The organism is Jeotgalibacillus malaysiensis (assembly GCF_044789845.1).
Classification (GTDB): domain Bacteria; phylum Bacillota; class Bacilli; order Bacillales; family Jeotgalibacillaceae; genus Jeotgalibacillus; species Jeotgalibacillus malaysiensis_A.
The window spans coordinates 543,166-566,113 of record NZ_CP085252.1; the positions used below are offsets into that span (position 1 = coordinate 543,166).

General features: G+C 43.8%; 27 protein-coding genes. 18 read left to right on the forward strand and 9 right to left on the reverse strand.

The window, feature by feature from the left end:
• Positions 1–41 precede the first annotated feature (41 nt).
• The 3 genes from LG330_RS03145 (at position 42) to LG330_RS03155 (ending at position 2,083) form a co-directional block, all read left to right on the forward strand.
• On the forward strand, positions 42–524 hold the full coding sequence (locus tag LG330_RS03145; RefSeq protein WP_404407303.1) for a DUF4306 domain-containing protein: 483 nt from the start codon (positions 42–44) through the stop codon (positions 522–524).
• A 107-nt stretch (positions 525–631) separates the two neighbouring features.
• Entirely contained in the window at positions 632–1,078 is a 447-nt protein-coding gene (locus tag LG330_RS03150) for a DUF4385 domain-containing protein (RefSeq protein WP_404407305.1), read from the forward strand.
• Between the two features lie 123 nt (positions 1,079–1,201).
• Positions 1,202–2,083, forward strand: a complete 882-nt coding sequence (locus LG330_RS03155; protein WP_404407307.1) for an EAL domain-containing protein — start codon at positions 1,202–1,204, stop codon at positions 2,081–2,083.
• 38 nt (positions 2,084–2,121) lie between these two features.
• Here the strand turns inward: LG330_RS03155 and LG330_RS03160 are convergent, their stop codons facing one another.
• The gene (locus tag LG330_RS03160; RefSeq protein ID WP_404407309.1) at positions 2,122–2,466 is read right to left on the reverse strand and encodes a DUF3307 domain-containing protein; all 345 of its coding nucleotides are present in this window, start codon (positions 2,464–2,466) and stop codon (positions 2,122–2,124) included.
• 105 nt (positions 2,467–2,571) lie between these two features.
• On the opposite strand from LG330_RS03160, the gene LG330_RS03165 reads away from it, so the two are divergent.
• The 8 genes from LG330_RS03165 (at position 2,572) to LG330_RS03200 (ending at position 11,765) form a co-directional block, all read left to right on the forward strand.
• A complete protein-coding gene (locus tag LG330_RS03165; protein WP_404407311.1) occupies positions 2,572–3,702 on the forward strand; it encodes an HD domain-containing phosphohydrolase in 1,131 nt (376 codons plus the stop codon).
• Positions 3,703–3,714: 12 nt separating this feature from the next.
• Positions 3,715–5,559 (forward strand): adenylate/guanylate cyclase domain-containing protein, encoded by a 1,845-nt coding sequence (locus LG330_RS03170; protein WP_404407313.1) that lies wholly within the window; start codon positions 3,715–3,717, stop codon positions 5,557–5,559.
• Complete coding sequence (locus LG330_RS03175; protein WP_404407315.1) at positions 5,556–5,924, forward strand: response regulator transcription factor; 369 nt, start codon at positions 5,556–5,558, stop codon at positions 5,922–5,924. Before LG330_RS03170 ends, LG330_RS03175 begins: the two co-directional genes overlap by 4 nt.
• A 3-nt stretch (positions 5,925–5,927) precedes the next feature.
• Positions 5,928–8,687 (forward strand): ATP-binding protein, encoded by a 2,760-nt coding sequence (locus LG330_RS03180; protein ID WP_404407317.1) that lies wholly within the window; start codon positions 5,928–5,930, stop codon positions 8,685–8,687.
• A 132-nt stretch (positions 8,688–8,819) separates the two neighbouring features.
• Positions 8,820–9,782: an acetamidase/formamidase family protein gene (locus LG330_RS03185; RefSeq protein WP_404407319.1), complete on the forward strand. Its 963-nt coding sequence runs from the start codon at positions 8,820–8,822 to the stop codon at positions 9,780–9,782.
• 221 nt (positions 9,783–10,003) lie between these two features.
• Positions 10,004–10,282, forward strand: coding sequence for a hypothetical protein (locus LG330_RS03190; RefSeq protein ID WP_404407320.1), 279 nt, complete (start codon positions 10,004–10,006; stop codon positions 10,280–10,282).
• Entirely contained in the window at positions 10,251–10,808 is a 558-nt protein-coding gene (locus LG330_RS03195; RefSeq protein WP_404407322.1) for a GNAT family N-acetyltransferase, read from the forward strand. Before LG330_RS03190 ends, LG330_RS03195 begins: the two co-directional genes overlap by 32 nt.
• Positions 10,809–11,765 carry a Gfo/Idh/MocA family protein gene (locus LG330_RS03200; RefSeq protein ID WP_404407324.1) on the forward strand — a complete coding sequence of 319 codons (957 nt, stop codon included), beginning with the start codon at positions 10,809–10,811 and terminating at the stop codon, positions 11,763–11,765.
• Positions 11,766–11,785: 20 nt separating this feature from the next.
• Here the strand turns inward: LG330_RS03200 and LG330_RS03205 are convergent, their stop codons facing one another.
• Complete coding sequence (locus tag LG330_RS03205) at positions 11,786–12,655, reverse strand: EamA family transporter (protein WP_404407326.1); 870 nt, start codon at positions 12,653–12,655, stop codon at positions 11,786–11,788.
• Positions 12,656–12,724: 69 nt separating this feature from the next.
• Between LG330_RS03205 and LG330_RS03210 the strand changes: the two genes are divergently transcribed.
• Entirely contained in the window at positions 12,725–13,264 is a 540-nt protein-coding gene (locus LG330_RS03210; protein ID WP_404407328.1) for a GNAT family N-acetyltransferase, read from the forward strand.
• Between the two features lie 9 nt (positions 13,265–13,273).
• Here LG330_RS03210 and LG330_RS03215 read toward each other — a convergent pair whose 3' ends face one another.
• Positions 13,274–13,648 (reverse strand): hypothetical protein, encoded by a 375-nt coding sequence (locus LG330_RS03215; protein WP_404407330.1) that lies wholly within the window; start codon positions 13,646–13,648, stop codon positions 13,274–13,276.
• Between the two features lie 130 nt (positions 13,649–13,778).
• Here LG330_RS03215 and LG330_RS03220 point away from each other — a divergent pair, with 130 nt between their 5' ends.
• Entirely contained in the window at positions 13,779–14,150 is a 372-nt protein-coding gene (locus LG330_RS03220) for a sulfurtransferase (RefSeq protein ID WP_404407331.1), read from the forward strand.
• A gap of 1 nt (position 14,151) precedes the next feature.
• Complete coding sequence (locus LG330_RS03225) at positions 14,152–14,448, forward strand: rhodanese-like domain-containing protein (RefSeq protein ID WP_404407333.1); 297 nt, start codon at positions 14,152–14,154, stop codon at positions 14,446–14,448.
• 148 nt (positions 14,449–14,596) lie between these two features.
• Here the strand turns inward: LG330_RS03225 and LG330_RS03230 are convergent, their stop codons facing one another.
• Positions 14,597–15,553 (reverse strand): D-2-hydroxyacid dehydrogenase, encoded by a 957-nt coding sequence (locus tag LG330_RS03230; protein WP_404407335.1) that lies wholly within the window; start codon positions 15,551–15,553, stop codon positions 14,597–14,599.
• An 11-nt stretch (positions 15,554–15,564) separates the two neighbouring features.
• A complete protein-coding gene (locus LG330_RS03235; protein ID WP_404407337.1) occupies positions 15,565–16,071 on the reverse strand; it encodes a metallophosphoesterase family protein in 507 nt (168 codons plus the stop codon).
• Positions 16,072–16,144: 73 nt separating this feature from the next.
• Here LG330_RS03235 and LG330_RS03240 point away from each other — a divergent pair, with 73 nt between their 5' ends.
• Both LG330_RS03240 and LG330_RS03245 read left to right on the forward strand, forming a co-directional pair.
• Positions 16,145–16,864: a GNAT family N-acetyltransferase gene (locus LG330_RS03240; RefSeq protein WP_404407339.1), complete on the forward strand. Its 720-nt coding sequence runs from the start codon at positions 16,145–16,147 to the stop codon at positions 16,862–16,864.
• Between the two features lie 69 nt (positions 16,865–16,933).
• Complete coding sequence (locus LG330_RS03245) at positions 16,934–17,482, forward strand: YtxH domain-containing protein (protein WP_404407341.1); 549 nt, start codon at positions 16,934–16,936, stop codon at positions 17,480–17,482.
• A gap of 134 nt (positions 17,483–17,616) precedes the next feature.
• Here LG330_RS03245 and chrA read toward each other — a convergent pair whose 3' ends face one another.
• The 3 genes from chrA to LG330_RS03260 all read right to left on the reverse strand — a co-directional run bounded on the left by chrA (position 17,617) and on the right by LG330_RS03260 (position 19,813).
• A complete protein-coding gene (gene chrA, locus LG330_RS03250) occupies positions 17,617–18,786 on the reverse strand; it encodes a chromate efflux transporter (RefSeq protein ID WP_404407342.1) in 1,170 nt (389 codons plus the stop codon).
• A gap of 13 nt (positions 18,787–18,799) precedes the next feature.
• Positions 18,800–19,108, reverse strand: coding sequence for a PadR family transcriptional regulator (locus tag LG330_RS03255; protein WP_404407344.1), 309 nt, complete (start codon positions 19,106–19,108; stop codon positions 18,800–18,802).
• A gap of 393 nt (positions 19,109–19,501) precedes the next feature.
• Positions 19,502–19,813 carry a DUF3243 domain-containing protein gene (locus LG330_RS03260; RefSeq protein ID WP_404407345.1) on the reverse strand — a complete coding sequence of 104 codons (312 nt, stop codon included), beginning with the start codon at positions 19,811–19,813 and terminating at the stop codon, positions 19,502–19,504.
• A gap of 174 nt (positions 19,814–19,987) precedes the next feature.
• Here LG330_RS03260 and LG330_RS03265 point away from each other — a divergent pair, with 174 nt between their 5' ends.
• On the forward strand, positions 19,988–21,010 hold the full coding sequence (locus tag LG330_RS03265; protein WP_404407347.1) for a ThiF family adenylyltransferase: 1,023 nt from the start codon (positions 19,988–19,990) through the stop codon (positions 21,008–21,010).
• 254 nt (positions 21,011–21,264) lie between these two features.
• The gene (locus LG330_RS03270; RefSeq protein WP_404409484.1) at positions 21,265–22,449 is read left to right on the forward strand and encodes an MFS transporter; all 1,185 of its coding nucleotides are present in this window, start codon (positions 21,265–21,267) and stop codon (positions 22,447–22,449) included.
• On the opposite strand, the gene moaC is transcribed toward LG330_RS03270, so the two are convergent.
• The gene (gene moaC, locus LG330_RS03275) at positions 22,446–22,946 is read right to left on the reverse strand and encodes a cyclic pyranopterin monophosphate synthase MoaC (protein WP_404407349.1); all 501 of its coding nucleotides are present in this window, start codon (positions 22,944–22,946) and stop codon (positions 22,446–22,448) included. The two genes, LG330_RS03270 and moaC, sit on opposite strands and share 4 nt — an antisense overlap.
• Between the last annotated feature and the right edge of the window lie 2 nt (positions 22,947–22,948).

The window sequence follows — 22,948 nt, forward strand, 5'->3', positions numbered from 1 at the left end:
TACAACACAAGGTAAGGATATTTACGAGAGGAGAGATGAACTTGAAATGGTTCTCAGTGCAATTGAGCATAGCCATTACATTACTTGTCATTGCAACAGCAGGCACGTGGTATGAGGGCAGTGCGATCCGCGACCGTTCTTTTGAATGGGCTTATTCAACACCTGTTTCCCATATGATTCATGGAGAAATCCTGAATGTCAGACAAATTTCACAGCTTGACCACTTTGTCTACGCTGCAAAATTCCACCCGTTTCTCCCATTCATGATGATCATCAGTGCGTTATATATCGCTCTCTTAATTACTTATCGAATCGTACAGCATGATCTGAAGAAATGGATGATGGGTCTTGGGTTATCAGCAGCTGTTTTCATCATTGCCGGCAGTACACTCGCTGGTTCACCAACAGCAGGTGGCAATCTGTTCTTTTATTTCTTTATAGGATCAGGTGTAATTAGTTTGACAGGGGCTATCCTGTGTCTTGCTGTTCTGAACAGGTCTTACACAAAAGAAATCATCAGTTAAATCATTTTAGTGATGGAGAAGTACTGTTCAGGTGCTTCTTTTTCTTATGAGAATTTCCGTTATCAGATCCGTCAGTCGGGTATGGTGTACAAAGGAGGCTGATAAACATGGCATTTGATTATGATCTTGATTTTGACAACATTAACTTCAGAGAGCAGCCTGAACAATACAGAGTTGGCCGCGGTGAACAGGGCGTTCTTCTTGTAGAACCATATAAGGGAGAGATTTTACCTCACTGGCGGTTTAAAACACCTGACATTGCAAAGGAATCCTCTGAGAAAATCTATGAAATGTATTTAGATTATAAAGAAAAAGAAGACTTTGTCGGAATGGACATGGCACGCAAATTCCTGCAGATGGGCTATACGCGTTCAAGACGATATGCAAATTATAAGGGTGGGAAAAAGTACGATAAAAGCGGTGAAATCAATGATCGGGACATTGATGAGGAGAAGGCGGAGTCTGCTTCAATCTTTGAAAAAAAGTGGATTCAGGTTCGTGAGGATGAAGAATATCTGGCAATGAAAAAAGAGCATCAGAAGAAATACGGCTGATTGAAGTATTGAGAATAAAGTCCTGTTTTCTATTATTATAAAATTCTGAAAAAATAGTATGAAATATTCATGTGGTGCGTTATAATGAATATAAATATTTCGGTTGCTTAAGGGGTGTTACAATTGAATATCGCTTATTTCTCTCCAAGAGATACTGTAGTGAAGGCAAATAAAAATACACCGTTTTCTCCTGATGGAAAAAGGGGTGCAAATTCACCTGCTTCAGTCTCTGCATTAAAGCTGTCATTCAGTGACGAAGTCAAAAGAGCCATGAGGGCAGATGAGTTCAAGCTTTATTATCAGCCGCAGATCAATGTAAAAACCGGCGAATTATTTGGAGCTGAAGCACTGATCAGATGGCATCATCCGGACAGAGGTGTGTTATATCCCGATAGCTTTATTCCTCAGGCGGAATATTCAGGGCAGATTATTGATATTGAGAGATGGACACTTGGCCGCCTGTTCAGGCAGCAATCAGAATGGCAGGAGCGGGGAGAGAAGCTGACTAATATTGCTTTAAATATTTCGGGCAATCATTTTGTTCATGGTTCACTTGTGACTGAGACGGCTCATTTAACGCATAGTTATCAGGTTGATCCTGCTTTTATCACGCTTGAACTGACAGAAAGAATGAATACAGAGCTTGATATATGGGTTTCCCAGGTCAGCATGCTTCAGGATATTGGAATCAAAATATCTGTTGATGACTTTGGCACCGGGTTCAATACAATGGCTCATTTAGTTGAAGTGGATGTGGATTTTCTTAAAATTGACCAGTCATTTATCAAAAAGATGGCTTTAAATAACAGAGCACTTAAAGTTGTTCAGTCACTTGTACAAATGGCTGAAACTCTTGGTGCCGTCCCGGTAGCTGAAGGGATTGAATCCAGAGAAACGCTTGAGCTGTATCAGCAGACTGGCGGAGAGGTTGTTCAGGGCTATCATTACAGTCAGGCGATACCGGCAGAGGAGTTCCAGCATAAATATTTGTCAATCATAAAATAACGCTTATTGTCCTCTGGACAATGAAGCGTTTTTTTAAATCAGATCAATAAAGCAATGGCCAGCACAATTAAATGAAAGATTTGGTCTACCACTATTGTCAGCCATTTTTTTTCACTCGGTGGCGGGCTCATGATATGTTCGACCCACCATTGTACAATAAATTGTTTATCAATGAGAACATGTGTGAAGAAGACGAACAGAATAGCAATGAACGACAGACCACCGAATGCAAAAAATGCAATCATTGCAACGGTTACTGTATACACAGAGCAGTGTGTAATCAGGGCTGGCCAGCTATTTTTTTTACGTCCGGCCATCCAGCTTGTCTGAAATAAATAGTCCCCAATGAGATGGGAAAGAAATAAATAAGAAAATGGCGTCATTTTTCACCCCTTATAGTTCTTTAGTTCTATTCTTACGTTTGATATAATTAATATATCATAGAATATAGAAAGAAAATGATAAATCGTTAAAAGGGGACAGCGGGTATGAAAAAAAATTATGAGTCGTCAATTGACCTCCCTGCAGAAGAACTGCTGAAAATTATTTTTGAATTTGCTTCAAAACTCGCGCATGAAAATGATCTGGATCAGCTCCATTTATTAATGGCTGAAATGGGGAAAAGCCTGACACTTGCAGACCGCTGTACGCTTTGGATTGCAGATCATTCAGAGGGGAAATTGTGGACAAAGATTGCGCATGGAATTGACAGAATTGAAATTCCGATTGATTCAGGTCTTGTAGGTGCAGCTTATCATTCAGGTGAATCGATTTCGATTAAAGATGCATATACAGATAAACGGTTTAATCCTGCTGTTGATCTGAAAACGGGGTACCGGACATATTCGGTTTTGTGTATTCCCATCCGCAATGCAGAACAGGACATTGTCGGGGTTTATCAGGCAGTCAATAAGCAAAGTTCTCCTTCCTGTTTCACTGAAAAAGACAAAACTTATTTATCCCTCGCCGCTACTTATACAGGTCAGTCAATGGAAAAAGCAATATTATACTCTGAGCTGATCGAATCCCAGAAAGAAATGATCCTGACAATGGGGAATATTGGTGAAAGCCGTTCCCGGGAAACCGGTCAACACGTTAAACGGGTTGCAGCCTATTCATATCTGATTGCAAAAGGAAGCGGGCTCTCAGAAGAGGAATCGCGTCTGATTGAGCTTGCTAGTCCAATGCATGATATTGGAAAAGTAGCCACCCCAGATGCCATTCTAAATAAACCAGGTAAATTAACCGATATAGAATTTAAAATAATGAAAGAACATGCTGAAACAGGCTACAACATATTTAAGAAATCCAAAAGAAAAATCCTTCAGGCTGCTGCATTAATTGCAAGGGATCACCATGAAAAATGGGATGGATCAGGTTATCCTGCAGGCCGCAGCGGAGAGAGCATTCATCTCTATGGCAGAATCGTTGCGATTGCTGATGTTTTTGATGCATTAGGTTCTGAAAGACCGTACAAATCGGCATGGCCGACAAACAGGATCTTGGAGTTGATCCGGTCTGAAAAAGGAAAGCACTTTGATCCTGCACTGGTTGATGCGTTTTTTGACAATCTGTCAGCCATTCAAGACATCAAAAAACAGTACGCTGATCAAATATAAGCGAGGGATGACATGAAAGAAAAACTGTATGTTTTCAAAAGAGAGTACCCGGTACCAAGGCAGAAGGCATGGGAGCTTTTAGCTGACACTGAACATCTGAATCGTGTATCGGGTCTATTTCCAGTAGATTTTTCAGATCCTGCATTTAAAGATCAGAAGCTGTTCCGGTATGCCCATGCAAAAGCGATGGGAATCGTGCCTCTGAAATGGAGAGAACATCCTTTTGAATGGGTGAAAGAAGAGGTCTATTCTGTAGAACGGCGTTATGAAAGTGGACCAATCAAACTCCTGTTATGGGAGGTTGCAATGCAGGATTCAGAGACCCCGCTTGCTGACGGCACTTTCGGGACAATCGTGACAGGGACAGCAAGATTTACGCCTGCAAATATACTTGGTCATGCTGCAATTCCGCTTGCCGGTCTCAAATCGATTAAAGAAATTATGAAATATCTTGATAAATATCTCGAATCAAATGAGCGTAGCAATTATGAAGTTTTGCCTGTAAAGTCAGCACCGTCAATTGATCAGGAACGTCTGAAAGGGTTGTCAGCTCAGCTGTCAATGATACATTCTCAAGCTGATCAGACTGCACAGCTGTGCCATCATCTTCAATCGGCAGGTGATGATGAAATACTACACATGCGCCCTTATGTACTGGCTGACAAGTGGCAGTTTTCACGCAAAGAAATACTTGAGCTGTTTCTTCATGCAGTAAAAGTAGGGCTGCTGCAACAGGAATGGCACTTAATGTGTCCGAACTGCCGCGTATCCAAATCGACAGTCTCTTCTATGAAGGAAATAAAAGATCAGGTACACTGCGACCTTTGCGGGATTAATTATGAAATGAGCTTTAATCAATATATTGAAATGCAATTTTCTGTTCACCCCTCTGTAAGGAAAGCATCAGATCAAACGTTTTGCCTGACCGGGCCTGCTAAATCGCCACATGTCCTGGCTCAGAGGCGGATCGCACCAGGCGAGCAGGTGAAAATGCAGTATCCTCCTGCTGAAGGAAGCACAAGAGTCAGACTGTTAAAGCATAATGCCGTCATGGCGCAGGATATATCTGCAGAAAGTCAGACATACCGTTTTGATGGAGAAAGATGGAGCAGTCCAATAGCCTCTGTCAAATCCTCAGGAGGGGAACTGGCGATCTTTAATCAATCCAGTGAGGAAATTATTGCTGTCTATGAAACGACAGATTGGAATGAACAGGCGGTAACGGCTGCGGAGATAACATCTCTTCAATTATACAGAGACTTGTTCTCTTCAGAAGTTCTATCGCCGGATCAGCAGATTGGTGTTCAGTCTATGACAGTCCTCTTCAGTGATTTAAAAGCTTCTACAGCTTTATATGAAAAAGAGGGGGATGCAAAGGCTTATTACCAGGTAAGTGAACATTTCAGATACTTAAAATCACATATAAAAGTCCATAACGGGACTGTCGTGAAGACAATAGGGGATGCGGTTATGGCGGTATTTTACCGGGAAGAAGATGCGTGTTCAGCAGCCTTTGACATTCAGGAAGGGCTGGATCAGTTTAACCGCGATCAGCATATGCAGCTGACGATCAAGCTGGGCCTGACAACGGGACCGGTCATAGCAGTAAATGCCAATGATCTTCTGGACTATTTCGGAAAAACCGTCAACCTGGCAGCAAGAATACAGCAGAAAAGTAAAGGAAACGACGTGTTAATGCTGAATGATGACTATGAAAGAATGAATCTGGATGGCTATGAGTTTGAGGTTGTGAGAGAAGCTGCCGAACTTGCCGGTACATCGAGCATTCATCAACTGGTCCGCATTAACAGCATTATGAAGCGGGACAGGCAAACTAAAGAGGAGGTAATCAGTTGAACAAATTATTAATTGCAGACGATGAAGAAATTCTGAGAATGCTGATAGAGGATACGCTTGAAGATCTTGATATTGAAATAGATACTGCAGTGGACGGAAATGAAGCGTATCAGAAGCTAGCCAGCGGAGAATATAAATTTGTTATTCTCGATTACATGATGCCTGGCCTCTCAGGGCGTGAGGTACTTGAACAGTTAAACCAGGATATTAAAGATGACCTGCAGATTCTTATGCTGACTGCTAAGACGCAAAAGGAAGATCAGGAAGCGCTGAAAGCTGCAGGGGCTGATCATTTTATGGCGAAGCCTTTCAGTCCAGTTGAGCTGAGTGATTTTGTCGAGACGATGATTAAGGGTCACAGTTAAACAATGAAAACGCTGAGAAGTAAATACCTACTGATTGCAATCGGTGCTTTCATTACTGTCATGATCAGCTTTATTATTGCCGGGTTCTTTATCTATCAGCAACAGGAAGAGTTGCTTGATGAACAGCAGGCAATTTATGAAAAACAGGAAGCAGCATCTGAATTATCGGATGCATTAAATGACGTATTTTTCAGAGCTCGTGGCGTTTATGCATTTCAATCTGCACTTGAGCGTGAACGCCTGACTGAAGCCCTGAACAGATATCAGTCGGCTATTGACCGTTACAGCAGTATGGAATTAACGGGACAGGAGGAGCTGCTGATCAGTGATTTAACCCGGTTTATGGATGACTATGTAACTAACAGTCTTCCAACTGCGATTGCATTTGCGGACGCTGGTGATTTTGAGGGGCTGCGTGAGTTTTCTCAGTCAGGATTAAATATTTCTGTAAATGATTTTGTCAGTTACACAAAAGAAGTAGAAAGAGAGTCTGAGGAGCGCCTGGATGTAGTGTCTACACAATCAATTGAAAGTATGTTCTCGTCATTTCTGCTGTCACTATTGATTACAGGCATTCTGATGTTAGTCATGATTGTCATCCTGTGGAGATTAATTGCGTCTATGATCAGGCCGATTGAGAAATTACACATGGCTGCCACTGATATTCAGGAAGGCAGGAAGCCGGATATTGAAAAGTCTGACCGTAATGATGAACTCGGTGTACTTACCTCCAGCTTTATCGATATGACAGCTTTTCTCCAGCTTAATGAAGAGGAGCTTCATGCTCAAAATGAAGAGCTGATGGCTCAGCAGGAAGCAATGCATGAGCAGCAGGATCAGCTGGCTGCAACCCTTCTTGAGACGCAGGAAACAAAAGGGCGGCTAGAGCTTTTTAATGATCTGAACCGTGTATTATCAAGTACTTCAAACCGCTATAAGTTCCTTGATGAGATGATTCAGTATATGAACAGACTATATGCATTTGACCAGATGATGATGTATATGGCAGACCGCTCTGCCTACTCAGCAATGAACGTATCAACTGAAAAAATACATCAGATCCTTAATGCACCACTTCGTCAGGATGAAAGTGGCTTGAGGGTGCGTAAAAGGCTGGCGAGACCTGAAGAGGACAGCCTGGACTCTGCTAAAAGCTTCGTTTATGACCTGACAGCTGAAATTACCGGCGCTTCAGGAGAACTGATCGGGATCTTCAGAGCAAACCGGTTTGGCAGGCCTTTTGAAGAAAATGAATGCGAGGAAATCGAGGGGCTTGTTCAGCGTATGTCGATCGCATTTGAAAGGCTACTTGCGTTTGATGAGATTAAATACTCCAAAGAATTAACGCAGGATATGCTTGATAATATGACTGAAGGGCTGCAGCTTGTAAATCCTGAAAGATGGCTGGTTCAGCATAATCAAGCGTTATGCAGGCTGTTTGAAGTCGAACCATCCAAAGATGAAAAGATTGTATGCGATGAGTGGCTCGTAAGAATGATTTCACGTGTGAATGAAGAAGAGGAGATGCGCGCGTTCTTTGAAGCTGCAATTGAGTCAGCATTTGAAGGCACGCGCTCGATCAGGTATACGCTCAAAACTGAAGATGATTCATTAAAGGTATTCGATGTATATGGCATGTCTGTATACCGGGATAGACAGTGGACCGGAACGATCTTTGTACATCGTGATATTACAAAAGATTATGAAGTCGATAAAATGAAGTCAGAGCTTGTGAGTACAGTCAGTCATGAGCTGAGAACACCGCTTTCGAGTGTACTTGGGTTTGCAGAGCTTCTGTTAACAAAAGAAATGAAGCCTGAAAAGCAAAAGCGTTATATTGAGACCATTCATAAGGAAGCAAAAAGGCTGACTAATCTGATTAATGATTTCCTGGACCTTCAGCGGATGGAGTCCGGGAAGCAGGATTATCATATGGAAGAAATTAAAATGAATGAGCTTGTCATGGAAGTGCTTGAAAAAGTAAATATACCATCGTCTCATGCGCTGGTTATCAGAGATGAGATGGAAAACAGCATGATTAAAGGTGACAGGGAACGACTCACGCAGGTCATGACCAACCTGTTAAATAATGCAATTAAATTTTCACCGCAGGGTGGGGATATCACTGTGAGACTCTGTGCTGATCAGGGGAAGGCATCAATCATTGTAGAAGATCAGGGAATTGGTATTCCTTCAGAGGAAGTTGATAAGCTGTTCCAGAAATTCAAGCGAATTGATAACGGTGAAAACCGGAAGATTGGCGGCACAGGTCTCGGACTTGCTATTTGTAAAGAGATTGTGGAAAAGCATATGGGTAACATTTTTGTGAGAAGCGAAGAGGGTGAAGGCTCTGCATTTCACGTTGAGCTCCCATTGATAAAAGAAAATCAGAGTTATACGATTGCTGCTGAAGATACCATTCTTGTGCTTGAGGATGATCCAAGTCTGGCGCTTTTAATTGCAGATGAGCTAAAGTCCAGCGGTTTTTCCGTTGTGCATCATTTTCAGCCGGATCGTGCGGTTGAAGCATTGGCGAATCAAACCTTCACAGGGGTAATTGTTGATATCATGCTAGGAGAGCATCTGAATGGCTGGGATGTAATTGAACAAATCCGGCAGCAGCCAGGCAATGAAACCCTGCCAATTGTTGTTTCTTCTGCCCTGGATGCAGACCTTGAAAAAGTCCAGCGGTACGATGTCACACAATACCTCACAAAGCCGTACCCACCGGAAAAGCTTTCTGAAGTATTTAAGAAAAAATAATGTAATTAGTACGCCGGCTTAATCTTGAGCCGGCGTTTTTTAAATCAATATTTTAAAGAATATTCAGTTTACCTTTTTCAATTCCTGCCTGTTTCACGTACAATGGAAGAAACGGACAGCTGGAGGAATTACATGGCGACACATCACATAGAAGCATCAGACAGCGTACTTCACGGTTCGTTCAGCCCGGAGCACAAGCCGGTACTGACCATTGAAAATGGAGACAGCGTGACGCTGAACACGATCGGACTTGAATGGGGATTGAAAAATAAAGACGGCAGTTCAATGTCATTCCGCTCCCGCACAAAGGAGAAAAAGCCGGGGCATCCGCTTGTTGGTCCTATATACATAAATGGCGCTAAGCCTGGCATGATGATTGCGGTCAGAGTCAATAAAATTATCCCTGGGTGGTACGGGTGGAACGTTGGAGGCGGCGTTGAATCCTGGCAGAATCAGCAGGCGGATATTTCCTTTGAAGAGAGAACAACGTTAAATTGGGTACTCGATGCTGAGGCAATGACCGGTAAGACAACGATTGGCACAAGGGAATTTCAGGTACCGCTTTCTCCATTTATGGGGGTAATGGCAACTGCACCTGCTGAAAAAGGGATTCATTCAACGATCCCGCCGCGCTACTGCGGAGGTAACATTGACTGCAAAGAGCTGGTTGAAGGAAGCACAATTTATTTGCCGGTTGCAGTAGAGGGAGCACTCTTTTCTACAGGGGACGGTCATGCAGCACAGGGAGACGGCGAGATTTCAGGCACAGCCATTGAATGCCCGATGGATGAAGTCAGTCTGACTTTCACGCTGTTTGAAAATCAAACCATCAGCGGACCGCGTGCAGATACTCCATCAGGCTGGCTGACATTTGGTTTTGATGAGGATCTGAATAAAGCTGCCGGAATGGCGCTGAAAGAAATGGTGGATCTGATGCAGGAGCGTTTTCAAGTGAGCAGAGAAGAAGCAATTGCGCTTGGCAGTACAGTTGTTGATCTGCGGATCACCCAGGTTGTGAATCAGGTAAAGGGTGTACATGCAGTGCTGCCTCACGGGGTATTAGACGTAAAAGCAAGTGACCACGCAATTAAATAATGATTTTAAAGAAAAGCTATGTTATAGATGATTGTTTTTTCTGGACAGCTGGTGATTGGAGCGGAAGGGGGCGACTCCTGCGGAAAAACGATCGTGAAAGACCCCGGAAGGCAGTGGTTTTCTGCCTGAGGAGGCTTGAGCGTTCGTCCGCGGAAAGCGTCCCCCTGAAGCGGAAATCAACAGCCAACTTTAACAAAGTTTTAAGAAAAAGGGGAATGGCGATGCAGGTCAGACAAATGCAAAAGGATGAACACGGATTCTTTTTGGACATGCTGTATGAGTCAATTTATATCCTGTCAGATAAGCCTTCAAAAGAAGCGTTATTATCATCAGACGGTATGAAAAAGTACCACGAAAACTGGGGCAGACCTGGAGATGAAGTGCTTGTAGCAGAAGAAGATGGCGAGCTGCTCGGAGCGGTCTGGTACCGCCAATTCACTAAAGACAATCCCGGCTACGGTTTTGTGAGTGCTGACGTACCTGATTGGCATGGCGGTTAAAGCATCTGCAAGAGGGAAAGGGATCGGCAGAAAGCTGCTTGAAGAAATCATTGCACATGCGATGACGCAAGGGTATGAAGCGTTATCGCTCAGTGTAGATCCATTTAATCATGCTGCATATAAGCTTTATAAAAGCGTTGGTTTTAATAAAACCGGAACATCCGGTACCTCAGTGACGATGCTGGTTTCGCTGACAGTAGCGGATCAGAGAATCAGAGGATTGAATCAGACTGCTGCACTGAATCACAACATGTCAGAAGGGCAGAAGCAGTCAAGAAAGAACAAGCTGCTTGTTGGAATGGTCAGTCTATTCGCCGGGGTTTTACTGCTTGCTGCTTCATGGATCACTTCAGCTATTTATGCTTCCGGTGTTACGGAGTGGTCTACAAGCTACGGCAGATTCTATACAGCCATGTTTGAAACAAGTGGCATACCACTTTTACTTAGTCTGATCCTTGTGTTATATGGAATTGTGCTGATCGCTGCGGAAGCAGGGATCTGGCAGTCAGAGAAAGGGGAATATTAAATGATCAAAGTAGCAATGTTAAGCCGTTGGCACGTTCATGCGGATGATTACATAAAGGAAGCTTTAAATCACCCTGATATTGAAGTGGCGGCTATATGGGATGAAGATCAGAGCAGAGGGGAAGCCTGGGCGGAGGAGCAGGGCATTCCATTTATAGCGGAGCTTGAAGATGTATTATCAGATCCGGAAATTAAAGGTGTGATTGTAGATACGCCAACAAAGATGCATAAAGAAATCATTGAAAAAGCAGCGGCGCATGGAAAGCACATCTTTTCTGAAAAGGTGCTTGGCCTGACAGGACAGGAGTGTGAAGACATCTTTCATGCGGTTGATCAGGCAGGTGTGCACTTAATGCTTTCTCTGCCAAGGCTTTCAGCAGATTATTACCTTCTCGGACAACAGCTCGCAGACGAAGGAAAGCTCGGGAAAATCTCATCTGTCAGATGCCGGGTTGCTCATGATGGTGCTGTACCGAAAGACGGCGGAAATGGATGGCTGCCGCCTCATTTCCTAAAGCAGGAAGGAACAGCCGGGGGCTCTCTGATTGACCTTGGCGCACACCCGATTTACCTTGCTAACCGTCTGTGCGGTGAGCCGGTTGAAGTAAAAGCAATGTTTCAGCATGTATACGTGCATGAAGTGGATGATCAGTCAGCGGTGCTCGTGAGATATGAAAGCGGTCAGATGGCGGTGCTTGAGACAGGATTTGTGACAAGCGGGTTATTCCAGCTGGAGATCCATGGCTCAGAGGGTATTTATCTGGTTGAGGATAAAGCAGCAAGGTATAAGACCCTTGAAACAGGCGGTGAATGGAAGGTAGCAGCGCTGCCAGAAGGGCTTCCGAGCGCGATGGAGCAATGGGTAGCTCAGGTTGAAAAAGGCCAGATGCCATTTATCACAAGACAGGATATGCGCAGACTCACAAAAGTGAATGAGCTCGCCTATCAGCAGAGTTAATCAGACAGAAGCAAGGCTTATTATATCCTTGCTTCTGTTTTTCGTTTGAACGACAGGATAACAATGGACATCATTAACAGCAAAACGCCTGTCCAGGAAAGCAGTGATAGTGTTTCGCCAACAAGGATGACGCCTAAAAGAGCAGCTGTCATCGGTTCTGCAAGCGACAGGGTAACGGCAGTGGACGATTTAATACCTGTCAGCCCTCTTGCAAACAGCAGGTAAGCGAATGCAGTTGCAATAATGCCGATATAAAGGCCTGTTCCAATTCCTTCAGGCGTTGCAATCCAGCTCAGGTCAAAGAAGAAAAGAGCTGGCGACAGAATGAGCGCAGCAAGTGTGAATACAACTGCAGTGACAGTGTCAGGAGGATGTGTATTCAACAGCTCCTTGCTGACAATTGTATAAGTCGCAAAGGCTGTTCCAGCACCAAGTGCCAGCAGCATACCGATCGGATCAACCGTAATGGCTTCAGGGTTTGCAAATAATAAAATACACCCTGTAATGGCAGTCATTGTGGCAATCCACCATTTACGGTCAGGAATTCTTTTATACAACATCCATTCAAGCAGTCCTGCAATAACCGGTGCAGAGCCGATAGCCGTCACGGTTCCGACTGCGACACCTGTCATCAGCACCGCTGAAAAAAAGAATGGCTGGTAAAACGCCATGCATAATGCTGCAGCAATCAGTGACTGTAATGGCCAGCCGGACAAAGAGAAATTTCTCTGCAGCATTGAAAACAATAGTAGTGCCCCGCCGCCAATACATAATCTGAAAGCGCCAAACGCAACGGGGTGCGTACCTTCAGGCGCAAATGATTGAGCTGTTCCGGTCGTTCCCCAAAGGACAGCAGCAAATAATACAAAAAGAATAGAAGCAGATCTCATCAAACTCACCCGGATTTCCTTTTCCTCTCAGTATACGGGACATTGAGCCGATCTGTAAGAGGTGATTGAATGAAAATTGAAATGGAAAGAATCACATTAAGACCCTTCATAAAAGAAGATTTTGAAGAATATAAAAAGCAGATCAGCAGCAGAAAGCCTGCTCAGCATCAATATGATGAGGGTTATATTGACCTCAGGGGGTTTACCGCTGAACAATTTGAAGAGAAAATGATCCGCTTTAATAAATGGGCGGAAGACGATCATATTTATGTATTTGCAATACTCAGGAATGAGGATCAGGCAATACTTGGTCACGTTGATATGCTGATTTTACAGCGGGATGAGACACAATGGGCTTCAGGCGGTTACGCACTGAACAACCAGTTTTGGGGACAGGGTTATGGAACTGAGAGCCTCAGAGGACTGATCCGCATGGCTTTTGAAAAGCTGAACCTGCACAGACTGGAAGCTCAGATTAATCTCGATAATACAGCCTCAATCAAAACAGCAGAAAAAGCAGGCATGGCATACGAGTGTACGCGAAAAAAGTTCATTCATGAGAACGGGGAATGGACAGATCATTTAATTTACGTGATCTATGCAGATTGAAAAAAGCGCCTACGCGGCGCTTTTTTCTCTGTCTTTCTTATTTTTTCGAGTTCTTTTAACATCAAGCCAGATCCCGAGGGCAATAGCAATCCATAAAAATGGCTGATCAATGCTGAGCGGGGTATCGGTTTCTCCTCCGATCAGCTGCAAAAAGACAACCAGCACTGAAAAATAGATCGTGACCGGCAGACCGACCAGTTCGTCACGCTTTGAAGCTTTCGGGTCAAAGGTTACAATAGATACGGCTAAAAAGATGAAGAACAAAATAAACAGTACGCCGGATGTTAAAAATGGTGTGACATCCGGAAAGAAAAATCGCACAAATACCATTGAAAGCGCAGCAAGTGCGAGGATTGAGCTAATTCGGTTTATCCATAATTTCATCGTTCGTCCTCCTGGCATTTCTGTATTTAGTATAGAAGAAAAAAGGGTCAATACGCAAAAACTTTTCGCTTGACTATATGCCCCTGGGGGTATATTATAATCAATGTAAACTTTAAGAGGTGGTGTTGGAGTGGAATTTTTACTCATTACAGCAATCGTCATTGCACTTATTTCAATTTATAAACGCTATGCTCCGTTAAATGGTGTTGAATGTGTACCTGAAGATCAGATGGTTCAGTCTAATGTCATCGTCGATCTGAGACCATACAATGATTCAACCGTAAAAAGATACTCACCGTTTCAGCATATTCCCTACGCATATCTCAAACGATTTTATAAAGAATTGCCAAAAGAAAATATTCATGTCATTGCTTCAGACCAGGTAGACCTGAAGCTTGGCATCCGGTTTTTAAAAAGTAAAGGCTATCAGGTAAATAAAATGACCTTACTTCAACAGCCACAGGCTGGCATCGTCAAACTTAAAAAATGTGGAGGTTATTAAAATGAAATCAATTATGCCAACAGAAGTAGAACAAAAGTTGAATGGAAACGAAGAACTTCATATTCTGGATGTAAGAGAAGCAGAAGAAGTGAAGGGCGGGAAGATCCCAGGCGCAATGAATATCCCGCTCGGCCTGCTTGAATTCCGTAAGCAGGAGCTTGATAAATCCAGGGAATATATCGTAGTCTGTGCGTCAGGCGGCCGCAGTACAATGGGCACGCAGTACCTTGAAGGTCAGGGTTATAACGTGACGAATATGTCAGGCGGAATGATGAACTGGCAGGGGAAAACTGAATAATTTTGATTAAAAGCCCGAGACAAAATGTTTCGGGCTTTTAATCGTTTCACTGCGCTTCAGGCGGACGCTTTCCGCTCCGTTACACTAAAGTTAATTCATTAAGCGGTATTCAATTTTGACAATAAGATTTTAATAACTTTAATTGTTTCTAATACCCCTTCTTATAATCCACTTCATTCACACTCAGTTTTTTATCTTCTGTAAAGGACTTCAGGTTAGGAATCAGTATATCCTTAATCACACGGTCGTTGTAGTATTCGGTTGACCCTGCAGTGTGCGGTGTAATGATGACGTTATCCATTTCCCACAGCGGGCTTTCTTCAGGCAGTGGCTCTGTTGCAAATACATCGAGTCCGGCGCCAGCGATTTTACCATCTTTCAGCGCTTGAATCATCGCTTCTTCATCAATAATTTCCCCCCGGCCAATATTGACCAGAAAGCTTTCAGATTTCATCCTGTTAAAAGTTTCTTCAGTGAAGAGATTGTTCGTTTCTTTTGTCAGTGGCAGTGTAATCACGACATAATCACATTCAGGCAGAATGTCATGAAGCTGATCGAGCTTATACATCTGATCAAAGTACTGTTCTTTTTCACCGCTTCTGCGGAATCCGGCAACTTCCATTCCAAATGCTTTTGCAATCTTTGCCGTTTCTTTCCCAATGGCTCCGGCTCCTAAAAGGGCAAGCTTCTTCCCATGTAGCTCAAGCTTTAGACCTGCATGATGCCATTTTTTCTCCTGCTGCTGGCGGGTGTATGTATGAATATGTCTTGTCCAGCCAAGCATCATGGCAAAGATCGTTTCAGCAATCGGGAAGGCGTGCACGCCGTTTGCACTGGTCAGTTTAATATTGTGCTTTTCAAAATCTTCAAGTGGATGGCTGTCAATGCCGGCACTCCATGATTGAACCCACTCAAGGTTTTCAGCCTGATCGAGGTAAGGGGTCATTGCTTTTTTCCAGCCTGCTACAATGGATGCATTTTTCATATGAGGACCCCATTGTTCTTCATCTTTTCCCGTTACAATTGTCCAGTCTGGCGCGGCTTCTTTTGCTGCAGTTAGCAATTCCTCTTCAAGGTCATGCGCAATAATCAGTTTTTTCTCCATTTTAATTCCTCCTAAGTTTTGCTGTCATAATAGATAAATTCCACATTTAATGTCTCTTCAACCGTCAATACAACAAAAGAAAATTGCTTTTGCCTCCTTTTATCCGTCGGCGAGCCCGGATTCAATACCTGAAGCCCGTCGGTTGTTTTAAAAGATGGGATATGGGAGTGCCCGTAGATCAGCAGATCAATCTGATCGTTTGCGAAAGCGGCAATTGCTCTTTTTTCAGTAGTCATTCCTTTTCCATGTCCATGAACCAGGCCAATTTTATATGATCCTGCTTCTATTATCTGCTTTTCAGGAAGTGTCTTGATTAATTCTTCATGATCAGCATTACCGTACACACCTTTAACTGGAGCAAACTGTTCGAGTTCATGAAGAACATCAATGGTGTTAAAGTCCCCTGTATGCAGAATTAGTTCAGCAGACACTAATTCTTTTAATAGACGGGGTGGAAGAGACTTAGCCATCCGGGGCATATGCGTGTCTGACAGTACAATGATTTTCAAATCTTTCACACCTTTGATTTTTACGTGTTAAACTAACATTAATTATCAATCAATTCAGATGGAACGTAAAGGAGATCAACTTATGGAGTTATATCAGGGAGAAGCTGTCCGGAAAACTGACAACGTAAAAGTAAATTACGTGATGCGACAGCTAACAGACAATCAATTTGATGAATTCAAATCATTTCAGCATAAAATTGTGGACGGGCTTGAAGACCAGGTAACGCTTCAGCCGCTTACAAATGAAGAAATTCAATATATATTAGGTGAAGGCGGTATTCTCATCGGTGTATATGTCGAGGAGGAGCTGATTGCAGTTCGTGCACTGCTTTTTCCTGGCGATGATGAAGAAAATCTCGGCCGGGATCTTGGCCTTTCATATGAAGAACAGATGAAGGTTGTACATCAGGAAATATCACTCGTGGATCCGGATTACCGCGGCAATGGTCTGCAGCAGACAATGGCTAAAGTCATCATGCAGGAGCTCAAATTCACAAATCCATTTTTTGAACACGTATGCTGTACAGTCTCACCGGAAAACCTTCCAAGCATGCGTGATAAGTTCAGACAGGAAATGGTTGTTGTCGATGTGAAAAACAAATACGGTAATATGCCGCGATATATTTTTTATAAACCGCTTCAGCAAAAGCTTTTTGTCGATAAAGATTCATATATTTTTGTCAGAACAGATAAAACTAAAAGACAAAAAGATTTTATGGCTTCAGGCTACGTCGGCGTTGGAATCAGCAGAACTGAACTCGGCGTATGGCTTGCCATGGCAAGGCTGAAAGAATCAGTCTGAATGTTTAAATGAATATGAGAAGGGTAGACTTCTAAATATACAAAAACTTCTTTAGGAGGCTATTTAATCATGGCGCAAAATTATAATACAAAAAATGAAGGCAGCAGCAAATTATTTATGGGTGTATTAGTCGGTGCGGCAGTTGGCGCAGCAATCGCACTTCTGGACACAAACACAAGGGATCAGGTGAAAACGGGAAGTAAAAACATCGGTTCATCTACGAGTGGTTTCGTACGCAACGTAAAAGACAATCCTGGAGAATTCAAAAATGATCTTTCGGGACGCTTCCAATCAGCTGTATCTACACTGAAAAACGCAATGAATGAAGCGCAGTCTCTATACGAAAAAGTTAACGAAGACGTTGTGCCACAAGTGGAATCAATCCGCGAAAGCGCATCTGAAATCGTCGAATCAGCAAAAGAAGCAACAGAAGATGCTAAAGACATCGGCGGTCAGGTTGCAGATGCCAGCTCTGAAGTCAAAGAAGGCGTTTCTTCTCAGGCGGGTTCAACAGAGTCATCAAACGATTCAGTTGTCCAGCTGAATAAAAAGAGTCAAAACACAGTAGACGCAACACCTCAGGGAGATATTCCGGGCGAAGTTGGTCGCGATAAATAATGAACCGCCTAAAAAAAGGAACCGCTGAGGCGGTTCCTTTTTTTAGGCGGTTCATTGGGGACGGAGTTCAGTGCGCCACAATTAGAATCATTATAAAAATGAATCAGCTAACTCCGTCCCCGGTGTGCCATTCCCTACAAAAACAACAACCCTGCAACAGCCCCGGTCAACACGACTACCCACGGAGGCAGCTTCCAGAACACCAGCATACTGAACAGGAAGGCAGCTAGCACAAAGTGGATCGGCTCTAAAATTGAGCTTGTCCAGATTGGGAAGTAGAAGGCAGAGATTAGTATGCCGACTACTGCTGCGTTGACGCCCATGAAGGCAGCTTTCATTTTTGGGTTTGTTCTAAGAGCATTCCAGAACGGGAGTGCACCCAGAATTAACAGGAATGCCGGAAGGAAGATCGCTGCAGTTGCGAGCAGTCCGCCCTGCCAGCCGCCAATGACTGCACCGATATAGGCAGCAAAAGTGAACAATGGGCCTGGAACTGCCTGTGCAGCACCATAGCCGGCAAGGAATTCTTCTTCGGTGAGCCAGCCTGTTGGAACAAATTCACGCTCCAGTAAAGGAAGGACAACGTGTCCTCCACCGAATACGAGTGAACCTGAACGGTAAAAGCTGTCGAACATTGCAATCCAGTTTGCGTTCGTTATTTCCCGGGCAATAGGAAGAATGGCAAGAAGTGCAAAAAACAGTATCAAAAAGACTGCACCAAGCTTTTTAGATACCGGAAAAGTAAATGACGGGTTTTTTTCCGACGTATCTCCTTTAAAAAGAAAGAACCCGGCAATTCCGGCGATGATAATGACTACGACCTGACTAATTGTTGTCTGCCACAGCAATGTGACAGAGAGCGCGAGCAGTGCCATCGCTTTTCGCTGAAGGTCAGGCGTCAGATTCTTTGTCATACCTATAATGGCATGCGCCACAACTGCTACAGCAACGATTTTCAGTCCCTGAAGCCAGCCTGCATCTGCAACATCAAAGCTTGATACAATCATAGCGAAAATGATCAGAACGATGACTGAAGGCATTGTAAACCCGATAAAAGAAACGAGTCCTCCGAGCAGTCCGCCTCTCATCACACCGATACCGATTCCAACCTGGGAACTTGCAGGCCCCGGCAGGAATTGACTCAGTGCGACAAGGTCAGCATATGTTTTATCCGACATCCATTTTCTTCTTTCGATATATTCATCTCTGAAATAACCGAGGTGAGCGATCGGCCCGCCGAATGAGGTTAATCCAAGACGGAGTGAAACAAGTAAAATTTCAAGTAATGATCCTTGTCTTTTCATTTGAATCTCCCTTCTAATCTTTGATTTCCTTAAAGAGTTCGTACGCTTTACTACGCGCTTCTTTTAACACTTCTTCACCGCGGGCAGTCGCCGTATAGTATTTTCTAATATGACCATCAACTTTCCGCTCTTCTTTTAGTAGAAGGCCGTCTGCTTCCATTGAATGAAGAATAGGATAGAGTGTGCCGGCACTGATTTCATAGCCGTGCTCACGCAGCTCCTCAGTCATCCATGCACCATATATAGGATGCTCGAGTGCATGGTGAAGAATATGGATCTGAATAAATCCAAGAAACAGTTTTCGCAGTATTTTGTCATCCATACGCATGTCCCCTTTAGTGAAATCGTATTTCGATATCGTAAACCGATATTAAAATTTTAGCAGGGGTATGAGTGGTTGTGAAGGGATTGGTGTGGTTCTTAACATTAAATTTACAAAGTAATGTTTTGAGATGGCGGGTGAGCGTTGACAGGTAATTGAATCATCCTGGTCGATATATGGATGATGGCTTAAATTAATTGGTTCGTCCCGGTAAATAATTGAACGAAAGAGTGGCGATCGGGAATTTTTTGTATCAGCGCATGTGTTATATGGGACACCGCCTGACTTAATTGAATCATCTATATTAGTAATTGAACGCCCAGCTGCCAGCCGCAATGCCGAATATTATCAAAACAAAAAAAGCCCCCGCACTTACGCGGAGGCCGAAATTCTTTATTCGTTAGTTGATTGTGCCAGTCTCACTAACAGATGCGCGAGCTGGTGACGCTGATCTTTATCACCAAGCTTCCAGAGTTCCTGTAGAAGCTTTTCTTCACGGTTACGGGGTTCTTCATTTTTAGCCAGGTAATCTCCGACTCTTTCAGCACCCTTTGCAAGTGCTTCTTCGCCGAGGCCAAGTTTTTCACCTTTAGATACCTGATCACCTAAGTAATCTTTAAAGCGGTCAAAGCTCTGTAAAATCTCTTCTTTCTTTTCAGGCTCAGTCTGACGTGCTTCTTTTTCTACTTTGTTTTCGATATCCATGATAAAACCTCCTGAAAAAATTACTTGATGTTCTAGTAGATGGTTTCCCGGATTATATTCTTTTAAACATTTAAAAAATAGGAATTATATGAATTCTTAAGCCATTACCTTGTCGGGACATGCAATAACTGCTATCTTAGTAAAAAACTAATTTAAATGAAGGGGGCGGATCAGTTGCAGCAGGACCGATATTCACGACAGGAGCTTTTTAAGCCGATCGGGTCTCCCGGCCAGGAAGAACTCAGCCGGAAGCATGTACTCGTTATCGGCGCTGGTGCGCTCGGAACAGGGGCTTCAGAAGCGCTGGTAAGAGCCGGTGTTGGGAAAATAACTATTATTGACAGAGACTACGTTGAATGGAGTAACCTTCAGCGTCAGTCATTATATAGCGAGGAAGATGCGCGCAGAAAAATGCCTAAAGCGATTGCTGCAAAATACAGGCTTGAACAGGTGAACAGCTATGTGGAAATACAGGCAATCGTAGCGGACATTACGTACGAGGACCTGCTGAAATATGCAGAAAAAAGCGACTTAATGATCGATGCAACCGATAACTTTGAAACGAGATTTGTCATTAATGACGTTGCTCAAAAGTTGGCGCTGCCCTGGATTTATGGTGCCTGTGTCGGCAGTACGGGGATGAGCTTTACTGTGGTACCTGGTGTCACGCCATGCTTCAACTGTCTTTGGGAAACAACGCCACCAACAGGGCAGACATGTGATACTGCAGGCATTATCAGTCCGGCTGTGATGATGGTGACAGCGCACCAGACAGCGGATGCATTGAAAATCCTGACAGGGAATGCTGACGCACTCAGTGGAAAGCTCGTGACATTTGATGTTTGGCAAAACGATTATCAGGCGGTAGGCGTGTCGAGGCTAAAGAAAACAGAGTGTCCTTCTTGCGGGGAAAACCCCACTTATCCATATTTATCTATGGAAACAGCAATGAAGACAGCTGTTTTATGCGGACGGGATACCGTACAGATCAGACCTGCTGAGAAAAAAAGTGTAGATCTTGGGGATTTACATACGATCTTTTCAACACAGGGACTTCCTGTTCAGTACAACCAGTTTTTAATCAGTATCACTTTTGATCCTTACAGAATGGTGATCTTTAAGGATGGGCGCGTACTGATTCACGGTACGAGTGACAAGGGAGAAGCTAAAAAAGTCTATCATAAAGTCTTTAACTGAAAAAAGCGGGTTCCCAAATGTTTCTGAGGGAATCCGCCTTTTTATTATGGTTTTAAAAGTGCTGAGTTTTCACAAAACAATTAAGGGAATGGTAAGATTAATTAAGTATGAAAAATATATCATTAAAATCCATCAATATATTTGCACAGCTGATGATTGAAGTGGAAGGGGCGACTCCTGTGGCAGGAAGGGACGTGTGAGACCGAGCATGGCGAAGCCTGCGGGCTCACCGCCCGGCCACGGAAAGCGTCGCCCTGAAGCGGAAATCAGCAGCCAGCGTTAATGATGCTAAGCAGAAAGAAGATATGACCATGACCAAGATCATTTACTTTATCATTATCGTGACATTTATCGATACATTCATTCAGCTTCCGGTCATGACACCTTACGCAATCAGTCTCGGTGCTTCAGAGACGATGGCCGGTTTGATTATTGCTGTGTATTCAGCATTGAATGTCGTCGGGAATATAGCGGGCGGTTATGCAGTGGACCGATATGGCAGAAAGCCGGTTCTGGTGATTGGAACAGTGCTTTCCGCTGCGGTTCTCTTATTTTATCCGCTGGCACAGGACGCGGGTCAGCTGCTTTTAGTCAGAGCGGTTCACGGGGTCGTAAGCGGTCTGTTGATCCCATGTGTATTTGCGATTGCCGGTGACTATGCGGCGAAAAGAAGTACAAAGCCGATGGCGTATATTGGTGCCGGAATCGGAAGTGCAGCGATTTTAGGACCTGCAGCGGGCGGGATTCTTGCAGCCAGCAGTTTAACGGATGCGGTCTTTTATTCAGTGGCCGTTCTTTTTGCAATCTGTATCTGGCTTACAGTGAAGTATGTATCTGAGTCTTTCAGGGAAAGAGAGAGAAGAGTGGTTACAGGGGCGCCGATTATGGAGCTATTGAAGCATAAAAAGCTGCAGCAGGCATCACTTGCAGCATTTGCGCTGATGGTTAGTAACGGCACGCTTGCATTTGCACTCCCATTAAAAGCGGAGGATCTCGGACTGACGCAAGCCTCTGCCGGCATTTGGTTAAGTATATTCGGTGTCACAGCAGTCATTATTTTCGTGACAAAGCTCAATAAAATTTATGACCTTTATACGTCAGAAAAGCTGACAGCAACTGGATTGATTACAATTGGTCTGATACTCGGGCTGATTCAGTGGATCACGCTGCCTGTAGTCATTCCGGGCCTGATGTTCATATACGGGATTGGATTCGCTTTAATTTTTCCATCGATGAATCAGATGGTGACGGATATGTCCAATAAGGCAACAAGAGGCAAGGCGTTTGGGATTTTTTATTCTTTCTTTTCAGCGGGTGTCGTAGCGGGGTCAAGTTTAGCCGGCTTTGTCAGCGAAAAAGCAGGCCTGCCATTTACAGGCGGCGCTGCTTTGATTCTGACAGTCAGTCTGATCTTTATGGCGATTGGCCGGCTGCGTTAAAGTTTCACCTCAGGGCTTCTGTCCCGCTTGAAGTCCCCGTTTTTTCCACCGGTCTTCTCAGCAAGGAAAGTTGGACCGATCACCATGCCTTTATCAGAAGCCTTACACATATCATAGATCGTGAGTGCGCACACGGAAGCAGCGGTGAGTGCTTCCATCTCAACGCCTGTGCTGCCTTTTGTTTTGACTGAAGCTGAAATTTTCAGCTCATAGTGGGAAGTGATATCCCATTCAAAAGAAAGGTCAATGCCGCTTAAAGAAAGCGGATGACACATTGGAATGATGGTTGACGTTTGCTTGGCGGCCATAATACCGGCTACCTGCGCAACGGCAAGCACATCGCCTTTTTTGGATGTACCGTTTTGAATATGCTGGTAGATTTCTTCATTTACAACAATACTTGAATGCGCCACTGCAATTCTGACGGTTTCCTGCTTTTCTGAAATATCGACCATTCTGGCGCGACCCTGGTCATTAAAATGTGTTAAATCTGACACTG

Coding starts and splice junctions, on each gene's coding strand:
- LG330_RS03260 (WP_404407345.1), bottom strand. CDS start 19,813: ATGGATATCGAAAACAAAGTAGAAAAAGAAGCACGTCAGACTGAGCCT.
- LG330_RS03150 (WP_404407305.1), top strand. CDS start 632: ATGGCATTTGATTATGATCTTGATTTTGACAACATTAACTTCAGAGAG.
- LG330_RS03165 (WP_404407311.1), top strand. CDS start 2,572: ATGAAAAAAAATTATGAGTCGTCAATTGACCTCCCTGCAGAAGAACTG.
- LG330_RS03170 (WP_404407313.1), top strand. CDS start 3,715: ATGAAAGAAAAACTGTATGTTTTCAAAAGAGAGTACCCGGTACCAAGG.
- LG330_RS03160 (WP_404407309.1), bottom strand. CDS start 2,466: ATGACGCCATTTTCTTATTTATTTCTTTCCCATCTCATTGGGGACTAT.
- LG330_RS03245 (WP_404407341.1), top strand. CDS start 16,934: ATGGCGCAAAATTATAATACAAAAAATGAAGGCAGCAGCAAATTATTT.
- LG330_RS03225 (WP_404407333.1), top strand. CDS start 14,152: ATGAAATCAATTATGCCAACAGAAGTAGAACAAAAGTTGAATGGAAAC.
- LG330_RS03255 (WP_404407344.1), bottom strand. CDS start 19,108: ATGGATGACAAAATACTGCGAAAACTGTTTCTTGGATTTATTCAGATC.
- LG330_RS03180 (WP_404407317.1), top strand. CDS start 5,928: ATGAAAACGCTGAGAAGTAAATACCTACTGATTGCAATCGGTGCTTTC.
- LG330_RS03240 (WP_404407339.1), top strand. CDS start 16,145: ATGGAGTTATATCAGGGAGAAGCTGTCCGGAAAACTGACAACGTAAAA.
- LG330_RS03200 (WP_404407324.1), top strand. CDS start 10,809: ATGATCAAAGTAGCAATGTTAAGCCGTTGGCACGTTCATGCGGATGAT.
- LG330_RS03210 (WP_404407328.1), top strand. CDS start 12,725: ATGAAAATTGAAATGGAAAGAATCACATTAAGACCCTTCATAAAAGAA.
- LG330_RS03205 (WP_404407326.1), bottom strand. CDS start 12,655: ATGAGATCTGCTTCTATTCTTTTTGTATTATTTGCTGCTGTCCTTTGG.
- LG330_RS03215 (WP_404407330.1), bottom strand. CDS start 13,648: ATGAAATTATGGATAAACCGAATTAGCTCAATCCTCGCACTTGCTGCG.
- LG330_RS03185 (WP_404407319.1), top strand. CDS start 8,820: ATGGCGACACATCACATAGAAGCATCAGACAGCGTACTTCACGGTTCG.
- chrA (WP_404407342.1), bottom strand. CDS start 18,786: ATGAAAAGACAAGGATCATTACTTGAAATTTTACTTGTTTCACTCCGT.
- LG330_RS03230 (WP_404407335.1), bottom strand. CDS start 15,553: ATGGAGAAAAAACTGATTATTGCGCATGACCTTGAAGAGGAATTGCTA.
- LG330_RS03190 (WP_404407320.1), top strand. CDS start 10,004: ATGCAGGTCAGACAAATGCAAAAGGATGAACACGGATTCTTTTTGGAC.